Annotated in this window: 8 protein-coding genes; 4 read left to right on the forward strand and 4 right to left on the reverse strand. The window is 24.6% G+C overall.

Annotation, left to right across the window (positions count from 1 at the left end; genetic code table 4):
* Nucleotides 1–99 precede the first annotated feature (99 nt).
* The 4 genes from FRW55_RS00130 to rpsD all read right to left on the reverse strand — a co-directional run bounded on the left by FRW55_RS00130 (nt 100) and on the right by rpsD (nt 7,916).
* Entirely contained in the window at nt 100–2,526 is a 2,427-nt protein-coding gene (locus FRW55_RS00130; RefSeq protein ID WP_146368228.1) for a hypothetical protein, read from the reverse strand.
* A 2-nt stretch (nt 2,527–2,528) separates the two neighbouring features.
* On the reverse strand, nt 2,529–6,968 hold the full coding sequence (locus FRW55_RS00135; RefSeq protein WP_146368229.1) for a hypothetical protein: 4,440 nt from the start codon (nt 6,966–6,968) through the stop codon (nt 2,529–2,531).
* A gap of 120 nt (nt 6,969–7,088) precedes the next feature.
* On the reverse strand, nt 7,089–7,298 hold the full coding sequence (rpmE, locus tag FRW55_RS00140; RefSeq protein WP_146368230.1) for a 50S ribosomal protein L31: 210 nt from the start codon (nt 7,296–7,298) through the stop codon (nt 7,089–7,091).
* An 18-nt stretch (nt 7,299–7,316) separates the two neighbouring features.
* A complete protein-coding gene (gene rpsD, locus FRW55_RS00145) occupies nt 7,317–7,916 on the reverse strand; it encodes a 30S ribosomal protein S4 (RefSeq protein WP_146367744.1) in 600 nt (199 codons plus the stop codon).
* A 212-nt stretch (nt 7,917–8,128) separates the two neighbouring features.
* Between rpsD and FRW55_RS00150 the strand changes: the two genes are divergently transcribed.
* Genes FRW55_RS00150 through FRW55_RS00165 form a run of 4 tightly spaced genes read left to right on the forward strand, consistent with a single transcriptional unit; the run spans nt 8,129 to nt 11,797 of the window.
* Nucleotides 8,129–9,736 (forward strand): hypothetical protein, encoded by a 1,608-nt coding sequence (locus FRW55_RS00150; RefSeq protein WP_146368231.1) that lies wholly within the window; start codon nt 8,129–8,131, stop codon nt 9,734–9,736.
* The gene (gene thiI / locus FRW55_RS00155; protein ID WP_146368232.1) at nt 9,729–10,862 is read left to right on the forward strand and encodes a tRNA uracil 4-sulfurtransferase ThiI; all 1,134 of its coding nucleotides are present in this window, start codon (nt 9,729–9,731) and stop codon (nt 10,860–10,862) included. The genes FRW55_RS00150 and thiI overlap by 8 nt, the downstream gene beginning before the upstream one ends.
* A gap of 37 nt (nt 10,863–10,899) precedes the next feature.
* Complete coding sequence (locus tag FRW55_RS00160) at nt 10,900–11,133, forward strand: hypothetical protein (protein WP_146367747.1); 234 nt, start codon at nt 10,900–10,902, stop codon at nt 11,131–11,133.
* 13 nt (nt 11,134–11,146) lie between these two features.
* Nucleotides 11,147–11,797, forward strand: a complete 651-nt coding sequence (locus tag FRW55_RS00165; RefSeq protein ID WP_336603149.1) for a diadenylate cyclase — start codon at nt 11,147–11,149, stop codon at nt 11,795–11,797.
* Nucleotides 11,798–11,831: the final 34 nt, after the last annotated feature.

Genomic DNA, 11,831 nt, shown 5'->3' on the forward strand with positions numbered 1-11,831 from the left:
AAAAAAAAAAAAAAAAATATGAAAAAACCAAAAAAGTTGATTTTTTGGTATTTAATTAATTTTATTTGTGATAATAAAGCTCAAATGCAATTAAAAATATTATTTATTTTTAAAGTAATTTATCAATTCATTAGTATATACAATTTCTTTTTGTCATGATTCGATATCAAGATCACTATCTGGAGAACCATTTTTAGATAATATTAGATTATAAGTTGGATCTGTTTTACTAAGTTCTATTTCAAAAAAGATTTCTATAATTTTTTTATATTCTTCATCAGTAACACCAGGTGAAGTTGCATATTTTTCATGTATTTCTCTTAATTTTTCAATATTTTTTACTAAAGTGTCAATAGTTGAAATTTTATTATTAAGCTCAGCTTGTAGTAAAGGAACTTTATTTCTAACTAATACTTTTTGGTCAATTGCTTTCTTAAAATTAGCAAAAGCATCCTTAGTAGGTTCAATAGCGATTCTTTGAATTTCACTTTTTGTATATGAAACAGAATTTTCTTTGAATTTATCAACTTGTTTAGCAAATTCATCTAAAATTCTAAAATTATTAGATGAGTATTTATTTTTAGCTGAATTGATAATGTTATCTAATTCAACACCTAGAGAGTCTAATTCATTAATTTGATAGTCAATTAACTCTTTAGATTGTTGATTAACTTTTACAAGATAATCATTATAAAGTTGATCCATTTGAGAATGATATTGATTTATTTGTTCTGGTGTACTTAAAACATTATAATCATATAATACCAAAAGGTTTTCTTGATTACTTAAGAATTCATTATCAAGTTTTTCGTATTTTGCATCTCACATTTGATCAATTTCATTATAAGTTTCAATGCTTAATACCCCAGTTATAGCATTGTTTCTGTTTCTTACTTGTTTTACACTGAAGAAGAAAACTTCTTTATTTTTTCTAATAGTTTCTTCAATAGCAGCGACATATCTCTTAGATCCAGTAATTATATTATCATATGATGTATTTCAAGTTCTTAATGAATTAATGTCATTTTGATTGTTGAAAATACCTTGATAAGTAGATGGAACTTCTCCTGTTAATAATTGAAAATCTTTCTCTATTTGTTCTTTTTCAGTTCTTTTGATACCTCTAAGAGTGATATTAATTTTTTCTTTTTCTGTTTTATATGCGTTAAATTCATCTATTTTGTTTTCTAAATTGATCATTAAATCATTTTTATAGTAGATTTGTTTATAACTAATTTCACCAATCATTTTTGTTAAAACAGATTCAAGTTGCTTATTAATATCAACTACATGATTAATAAATTTTTCAGTTTCATTGCTATTTGAAAGCAATTTTTCATCAATTGTAGTATCACTGATTTTTCTATCATATAATAGTTTAATGATATCTGGACGGTGTTTGTCTAAAATATCTATATAATCTTCACTTATTGATTTATTAGAGTGAATTGAAGCTATTTTAGATTCATAATCCCTGTATTTATTAATTTCTCAAAGCAATCTACTTGCATTCATAGTTATTTCGCGTTGCAAAATAATTTTATAACTCTTATCTTTTATTTCTTTAATTGTTTGTTTAAATTTGCTATTATCTAGAGTTGTAGGTATTTCGCTGTTTTCTAAAAGAATTTTTTCAAATTTATCATAATATTCTTTTATATTTGCTGGTTCATCATCAGAATTTCAATTTAGAAATTCTTTTGAACCTCTAACTAAAGAATTATGATTATTAACAGTTTTATTAAAGAATTCATTTTCAAGAATGATTATTTTTTCTTGAAGCTTGCTGAAAGCTGAACTTAAGTCTTCAATATTTTTATTTAATTCTTCTTCAGTAATATTTGGATTCTTCAGAGTTTTTTCTTTTAGTACATAAGCAAGAGACATATATTCTCTTATAGCATCATGTTTAATTTCATCTTCATCATCACTTGAAGCGTATACTTTACCAAAAGAAAAGTTATTGGTTTGGTAATCCATTTCAAACTTATCAATTAAAATTAGTTTTTTTAGATTGTTGTTTGCATTATTTAGTTCTTCGAAAGAATTTAAATTTAAAGCCTGTTTTGTTGAATTTATAGAATTTTCTAATTGTTCAGTCATTCCATTTTCAAAAAACACTAATGATAAGTTATGTTCATTGATTTCATTTAATAATTGCTCAGCCTTTTCGATTGTGCTTTTTGTGTCTTTAGTTAAATTGTGATATTTTATGCGGTTTTCTGCTTGAGTTCTTAAGTCTTTAATATTTGTTATATTATCATCTAATGTAGCTAAAATATCATTAATAGTTTCAGAGTTAAATGAAATTTCTTTATTTTGATTGTTTACTAAGTTTAAAAACTTTTCATAATCTGTTTTTTCATCAGGATTATTTTGATCAAATGCACTTAGAGTTTGATTAATAAATGAGTTATATAATTCTTTTCTTTCTTCGATTTTTGCATTATATAAATTTAAATCAATAGATTCTTTGTTAGCCTTGGTGTTTGTAATTAATTCATTTAATTCAGATGTTTTAGTCAATATTAAATCAATTTCACCCCCCTCTCTAGACTATTTTTTATAGTATCAATTGAATTTCTGAATTCCTCTGATAATGAATCATAACGTTGATAGTTAGATGGGTTGATTAAATTCTTGTAAAGCTCTTCAGCTTCAGATAATGCTTTAGCAAATTTCACATTAGCGCTTTCAAGTTCAATATCAGATTTAAGTCTCAATATTTGTGAAAGTTTTTCACTTAATTCATTTGTTAAGTCAATTATCTGTTTATCACCAAATGTTTTACTTTGATTGAGAACTTTGTCACTCATAGAACTAATCATTTCATTAATTTTAAGTTGTTGATCTAATATTTGAAAGTTTTCACTGTTTGAAGCACTATATTCATCTCTAAAATAAACTATATTGTTTCACACTTTTAGCATTTCATCTAATAAATTAAAATTGTTTTTCTTTTTATCAATTTTAGCAATTATGTCATCCAAAGAACTGATTTGTGTTTTGAAGCTTGATACAACTCCTATAATATCATCTTGATTTAATTCAGGAGCTTGTTTTAGATTGTTAATTTCCGAAATGATGTCAGATTTAAATTGTGCTTCATTTTTATTATTTGTATCTAAAATTTCAGCTTTTGCAAGAGCTTCAGACACCTTAGAATTTAATTTTTCAACATATTTATTGTATGTTTCGGTTGAAATAGCATTTTTGGCATCAATTAGTGAGTTGTAAGATTCTAAAAGACTATTATATTTTTCAGTTAAAACATTTTTTTCGTTAGATTCTAAGACATCTTGTGATTCTTTTGTTTTGGTCTCAGTATCCTCGGTTGATAATGAAGCAAAAATTTCTGAATCAGAATTAATATATTCAATTAATTCGTTAGATTTAGTTATTAAATCACTTAACTGATTCTTTAATATATTTAAATCCACTTGAGATTTATCAGCTTGAGCTTTATCAATAGCTTGGTTTAATTTATTACTTTGCTCAACATTATTAGTACTTGTATTGTTTGTGTTTTTATAAACTTTTTGACTTTGTTCTGTAATTTTTGATAATTCATCAATTATTTGTTTATAGCTATTACTATTATTATCCTTCTTTAGCTCGTCTAAAAGTTTATTTGCCTTTTCGATGGTTTTATTTAACTCTGATTTTGAATTTTCTTTAGATACAGTTTCAACTTGACTCTTAGTATTTTCAACCGCTTGTTCAAGTCTAGTACTGTCATTTTTTAATGAATTAGTATCCTTGTTTTCAATGTTGTTTTCAATTTCTTTAATAACCTTATCAAGATTTTCCTTGATTTCATTGTACCTTGAATCAGAGTTGTTTTTAGGAATATTTTCTAATTCTTCTTTAGCATTACTTAAATCATTTTTTAATTTGTTTAATGATTTGAAATATTCAAGTTTCTGATCTGCTTGAAAAATTAATTCATCTAAAGTTTTAGACTTATTTTCAATTTCTTCAAGAATGTAATTTATGTTTTCTTTTGTTAATGCAGTTACACTCTTAGCTTCATCGATTTTTTTCTTTAATTGTTCCTTAAATTCTTTTTCAGCGGGAATATCATCTCTAAAGTTTACAAGTTTGTTGAGAGCTTCAATTACCTTATCGTTCAACTCAGACTTTTTATCATTGTAAATTTGTTGATCGAGTGCATATTTACTGTCTTTGGCATCTTTTAAAGCTTTGACCAAACTAGAATAACTATTTTTTAACTCTTCAGTAGTTTGGTTGTTAATATTTGATTCGGCATTCGAAATTTTAGAACTTAAAAGAGAAGAGATTTGGTTATATCTATCTTTATTTACTGAGTCATTTAATTGATTTACGTAATCTTTAGATTCACTTATTAAGTCATTTAAATTTTTAAGTGCTATTTCACGGTCTTTGTTAATTTTTGCTTCTTCACTTTCAGTGATTAATTCTAAAATTTCTTTGTTTAAGTTTTTTAACTCTTCAGCTGAATAATTATTGATATTTGTTTTAATCTCATTAATTTTTTTACTTAAACCTAGATTGGTGTCTATTTCATTGTATGGTAATTCAGTTAAATTATTTTTAATATAATTTTCTAATTTAGCAACATTAAATAATAACTCTTCCTTGGCTTTATTTTGAGATTTAAGATCTTCTTTAGCTTTGTCAAGAGCATTTTTTAGTCGCTCAATAAGTTCATTTAATTTTTGATTATCTGTTTCAGGTAAATCTTTATTAGAAATAATTTCATCAATAACAGATTCTAAATTTTTCTTGATTTGGTTGTTTGAGTTAGAATCAAAATTACTATCAATTCAGTTTTGAGCATCAATTAACTGATCTTCAAGTGAACCCTTTATTAAGCCATTTTCTTGATCTCTCTGGTTCTTAGTATTTTTAATTTCAGTTAGTTGTTTGTCAATATTATCTATTTGTTGTGTCAATGTTTGAGCATCAGATTCATCTTTAATTTTGTTTGACTCAATAGTCAATTCTTCTAATTGATTTATCAAGTCAGCATACATATTTTTAGATTTATCATCTTTGCCTAAAACTTTATCTTTATAAGTTGTTAATTCACTTATTTTCTTTTCTAAAAGTTCTTTAGATTTATTACGCTCTTCTTTAATATTTTTTACTTCAAGTAATTTATCTTGTAAAGTTTTGTTAACATTATCAATTATTTCAGAAGTGATTGATGGACTAAAAATATCACTTAAAAATTCTTTGTATTTTTCTTCACTGGCAATAACAATTACATTTAACTCTTTATTAAGATTTGTTTCATAAGTATCACCATTGTTAGAGATATATGAGTTTGCTTGTTCGATTGTTTGTTTTAAATTATCTAATGAATCGCATATTGCAACTTTATTTGGAAGTGTTGAAATAAATTCTCTTAATTCTAAGTTAGTTTTTATTAATTCATCAGAAGATAAATTCTCTAATTCTTCATTAACTTTTTTAACTTTCTCATTTATTTTTTCAACTAAAGATTTATATTTTTCTTCGGTGTATTTTAATGCTTCACTTTCTAATATTTTTTTAGTTGTTTCTAATGATTCTTTATTTGTGTTATATTGCGTCAATTCTCTTTTTGCGTTATTATATGATTCTGATAGAGAATTGTATTTTTCTTCAGCTTGTTGATCAGCATCAGAATTAGGTCTATTTAATTCAATACTATTGACTAGTTTATTTTTAATATCTTGTGTACCAATATTATTTAAATTATCAGGAATGAAAGTACCATTAATCTCTTTAATTAATGCTTCTAATTTTTCTGTTCATTTTTTACTTTCAGCTTTATTAGTTTCTTCGTTATTTTGATTTTTATTTATTATTTGATTTAGCAAGTTATTAAAATCATTTTTTGTTTTATCAAGTAATTTATCATCTTTGACATTATTTTTAATGTTATTTTCAACAGCTTTATTTAAATTTTCTACAATATCGTTAAGTTTTTTCTTGTCATCTTCATTAATTTGTGAATCTGGATTTGCAATAATATTTTCAATCTTTTTATTAAATTCTAAACGATATTTTTCATATTCCATTTCATTAACAAGAGAACGGTACGATTGATTAAGTTCCTGAATTTCACTTAGATCTTCTAATTTTGAAATTTCTTGAATTGTTTTAATAGATAAACTTCTTTTGTCTAAAATTGATTTTTGGTTTTTGAATTCTACTAATTTGTTTAAAAGCTCTTGTGAGTAGTTTTTGTTTAAATGCTCAATTAGCTCTTGAGATTTATTTTTAAATTCATTTAATACAATGATATTTTCTTTATATTGTAATTTGGCAAAAACTTGCACAAATTCATTGTATTTTTTATTCAATGTTTCAATTTGTTTTTCATTAAATTCTTTAATATTTTCAAATGGAGAAATAAACGAACTTATATTTTCAGCATAATTCAAACATTCATTTGCAATATCACTAAATTTATTTTTATCTAATTTTGAAGCGTAATCTCTAATTTGACTTTCGAGAATATGAAACTTATCAACTATACTTTCAAATTTATTTTCAGAATTAGAGTTTTCATCATCTTTATTTTTATCATTTTGATTATTTTCAACTGCATTTTTAAAGTTATTGAAAATTTCCTCAGCTTTACTAATTAACTCATCAAGTTCTGTGTTTGTTTTGCTATTTAATTCAAATTTATCTGGAAGTTTTGAGAATTGATCAACTAATTTATCTAACTCAGTTTTGTTTTTTTCTTTATCAGAATCTTTTAAGGATTTAATATATGCGTCTTTTTCTTTGATTATTTGCTCATATTTTTCAATTTTTTGATTTTTTATTTCATCATCAACTTTAGGTTCATCAATTGGTTTCTCAATTTTTTTATCTGATTTTTCCTGTAAAACAAAAGCTGTTACAGAACCTAAAGTTACTGAAGTAAGACCTAATAATGACAAAATTATTAATGTTTTCTTTTTCTTTGATTTAGAGTTGTTTTTCATTGTTTTTCCTTTTGCTTTTATAGTCAAAGACTATAAATTAAACTTTAGATTTACTATTAAAAATATTATATTCCAAAAAAAAAAAAAAAAGAATGCGTAGAAATGCATTCTAAAACTATGTTAATTTTGTTTTTTTTCAAGTCTTCTGTTGAATCTGTCGATTCTTCCAGTAGCTTTAACTTTAGCTCTGTTTCCTGTGTAAACAGGGTGGCATCCTGAACATACGTCAACTGTGAAATGTTTTCTAGTTGAACGAAATTCAAATTCTCTTTGGCATGTTGAACAAGTAACTTTAACTTCGTGGTATTGTGGATGAATATCTTTTTTCATATTTTCTCCTCTTATCTACTATTTAGCGTAGAACTCAACGATTAAAGCATCTTTGATTTCTGTGTGAATTTCGTTACGTTCTGGTAAACGGTCATATGACACTGTGAAATCTTTTCTTGTTAATCATGCTGATGCGTTTGAGTTTTCTAAAGCATCTTTAATTTGAACATTGTTTCTTGATTTTTCTTTAAGTTCAATTTTTGAACCTAATTTAACTTGCATTGATGGAATATCAGCTTTTTTACCATCTAATGTAAAGTGTCCGTGGTTAACTAATTGACGAGCTTGTCTTCTTGTTGTAGCAAATCCAGCTCTGTAGACTAAGTTATCTAAACGACTTTCAAGTAATTGAAGTAAGTTTGTACCTGTAACACCTTTCATTTTTGAAGCTTTAACATAAGCTTTTCTTAATTGTTTTTCATTAATTCCGAAAACAAATTTAATTTTTTGTTTTTCGTATAAGTGTAAACCATAATCAGAAAGTTTTACTCTTTTATTTCCGTGTTGTCCAGGTGCATATGTTCTTTTTCTACCTTTAGCAAATTCTTTTCCAGTTTCTAAGATAGAGTAACCTAAACGACGTGATTTTTTGAACACTGGTCCAGTATATCTTGACATTTTTTCCTCTTTCTGCATAAAGGTGTTTATTCCTGATTAGGTGATTTTATCTTAAGATTTCGAATTTTCAGCTCTTCTACTTTACAATTTAATTGATAAATTCAGTCCTAAAAATAATAAACCGCTGTATTTATGCTTAAATATTTTATAATATTTTCTGTTTTTTACTAATCTTTATATAATTATTTTGCAATACTTAAAGGAACTAAATTATGGATATTAAAAATAAGTTATTCGAAATTACTAATAATACTGCAAATAAGTCAGAAACAGCAAAAATTGTGATTATTACAATAATCTCTGTTGCTGTTGTAATTTTACTTGCAGCAATAATTTATCTAATATTACAATTAATTGTAAAGTTAATATATGAAAAAACAAACTCATTAAAAATCTCTGTCAATAAAAAAGCTCAAAAAATCAGCAATATTATGACTAGATTTGAAAATGTAAGAAAAAGGAAGAACGACTCAATTATTTCATATAAAGAGCTTTCAGAATTAAATAGAAATATCATTCTTGAAACTGATGTAATAAAAGACATTTATGTGAAAATGAATGAATTATATTCAATAAAAAAACTATCCAATTTAGTTAAAAATTACAAAAAAATTAAAGTTAACAATGAAAAGTTCGAAACATTAACTGTTAAATTTTTTGATATCTCTAAAGAATTGAATGAAAAGTGAAATACAATAGATGAAATCTGATCAAAAATGTATGAAATAATTACAAATTTAAGACAATATTCAAATTTAAACCATTTTAAGTTAGTTAATACTTTTGATTATATTATTGATCAAATAAATGTTATTTCTCAAGAACTGAATAATGTTGAAAATAGAAAAGTTTCTGCTGATTTTGATAATTTGGATTTCATTATTAATGAATTGCAAAACAAAATGCATGAATTAATAATTTGAATTGATAAGGCAGCTAATTTTGAGTGATCATTATACAAAAATTTACCTGATGTGTTAAATAATAATAAAAATAATATTCATTTATCAAATTTAAAAAATGATATTTTAAGACTTCAAAAGAACCTCAAGGTTGAAAATTGTGATTCGACAGAAAAGAAATTAAGACAAATTTATAAATTAATTTTTGAACTTTATACAAATAAAAATAATAAAAAAATAATAGTTCAAAAGATAAAAGAATTTATTGAATTTTTTAAGGAAATTTACGATTACATTGATTTTATTAAATTCAACTTAAAAGATAAAGAACAAATTCCGGAATTATTTGAAAATATTAAAAAATCATATGAAATAATATTAAAATCTGACGATAAAAATTATCAAGATTTATTTAATAATATAAACTTCTTCTTAAACAATTCTTCACAAATTTTAATTATAGTTGAACAAAATATAAACCATAAAACACTTGAAAATAGCACAAAAAATAATTTTACAGAGTATTTTAATAACACTCAATCTCTTTATTATCAATTATTAACTGTTGATATTTTAGATAATGAAACAATAGAAAATGAAATAAATAAACTAAAAGAAATTCATTCAGTTTATTTAAAATCATTAGAGAATAAATTTATTGAAATTGATGAAATAAATTCAATAATGGATGCTTGAAAAAGTCAACTAATTTATATAATTAACTTATATTCTCAAGCAAGGTGATATAAAGACACATTTGAATTTATTTATGATAAAATTAACCAATTAAAAAATTCAACAATTAATAATGAAACACTAGAAAAAGCTATTAATTTATATAATGAGAAAAAATACAGTGAAGCATTTAGAGAAATCTTAGATATTTACCAAAAGAAAGAGAGACACAATAATGTATAGCAAAATTTTAATAAGATATGGTGAATTAGTACTAAAAAAGAAAAACAGAAAATTTTTTACTAATTGTCTAAAACAAAATGCTGAAAGAATTTTAGGGCAAAAAGTTGACGTTCAGTTCGACAGAATGTATACCGATTATTCAGAAGAAACAGTAAACAATCTTCAGTATATTTTTGGAATAAGTTCATATTCTCCTGTTGTTGTATGTTCACATGAGATGGATCACATTAAAGAAAATGTCTTAAAATTAGTAAGAGATGATAATAAAACATTTAAAATTGAAGCTAGAAGACACTACAAACAGTACCCAGTAAATTCATCTGAAATAAATAATATTTTAGGTGGTCACGTTTTAAAAAACACTAAATTAAAAGTGTATGTACATAACCCGGATCAAACATTTTATGTTGAAGTAAGAGAAAAGAATGTTTATATTTTCTCTGATTATATACAAGGTATTGGTGGGTTACCTGTTGGTTCGAGTGGAAAGATTTTGCACTTGCTTAGTGGAGGAATTGATAGTCCTGTAGCGGCCTTGCAACTTATGAAAAGAGGACTGAAAGTTGAATTTCTTAGTTTTATAACCCCACCACACACCGATGAAAAAACAGTAAATAAAATGAAACACTTTGTCCAAGTTTTAAGTAAATATCAAGGCGTGAGTTACTTACATTTAGCTAACTACACACTTTTAATGAATTATTTAGCATTAACTTCGAATCAAAGTTACAAAATAACTTTAATGAGAAGAAGTTTTTATAGAATAGCTGAAATAATTGCAAAAAATAAAGGAATATTAGCTCTTTCGAACGGAGATAATTTAGGTCAAGTGGCTTCACAAACACTTGAATCAATGGCAGTAATTGGCAAAAGTACCGATATGCAAATTCTTCGCCCTCTTTTAAGTTATGATAAGAATGAAATAATCAATATAGCCCGTAAAATAGGTACATATGAAACTTCAATTATTAAAGCGAACGAAACTTGTGAATTATTTGCACCAAAAGAACCAGTTACAAAACCGGATCTTGAAACTGTAATTAAATTAGAGGAAGAATTAGACATGATTAATTCTTTAGAAGAAAAATTAATCAAAGAACAAATACAAAGCATTAAAATTTCATAATAAATTATTTAGTATAATTTATATATTTAGGAGTAAAATGAACAATAATGAATTAATAGAAGCAAGAAGAAAAGCTCTTCAAAATGACTATGAACAAAATCAAAATGAATTAAACAATAAAGACGTTACTGTTAAAATTTCTAAAAAACAAGCTAAAAGTCAATTTGTTAGAGAAAGTAATAAAAGTGAATTACTTTATAAAATTTTAGGAAGTTTATTAGTGATGTCCTTAATAGTTTTAGCATTTGCATTTGTTCATTTCTTCGCTTAATATAGGGGGTATGATGTCAATTAATGTTTTAAAAGAAGTTGCTGATACAGTGATTAACGAAAGTGTTCCTAGTAAAAATATGATGCAAACTACTCTGTTAATTTTACTAATCATTATTACTGTTTTAGTTTCACTAATTTTATTATTAGTAGGTTTACCTAAGTTACTAGAAATCATTAAAACTAAAATGATGAAAAGTAAATATGATAAACTTGGGAGAAGCACCCAAGTAAGACTGATCAATCAACTTAGAGAAGCTGTAGCATTTTTAAGTAAAAATAAGGTTGGTGCACTTGTTACCATTGAAAACAGTGATAATATTGATAACTTGAGAACTGACGGAGTTATTATTAATGCTAATATCTCAAGTTCTTTACTAATTTCAATTTTCAATAAAGAAAGTCCGTTGCATGATGGAGCTGTTGTAATAAGAAACAACAAAATTTATTATGCTTCAACTTTCTATAAAATAACAAGAAAAAGTATGGACAATAAATATGGTTCAAGACATAGAGCTGCTATGGGAATTAGTGAAATTTGTGATGCCACAACTATAGTAGTTTCTGAAGAAACAGGAACTATTTCGATTGCTAAAAATGGTAATATAGTTCCTATTAAACTTGAAGAGTTCCAAGAACAATTAATTAAATATTTAAAAGACTAGATAATACTAGTTTTTTAACCTTAAAAATCATCAA

The organism is Mycoplasma anserisalpingitidis (assembly GCF_007859615.1).
Taxonomy (GTDB): domain Bacteria; phylum Bacillota_I; class Bacilli_A; order Mycoplasmatales; family Metamycoplasmataceae; genus Mycoplasmopsis; species Mycoplasmopsis anserisalpingitidis.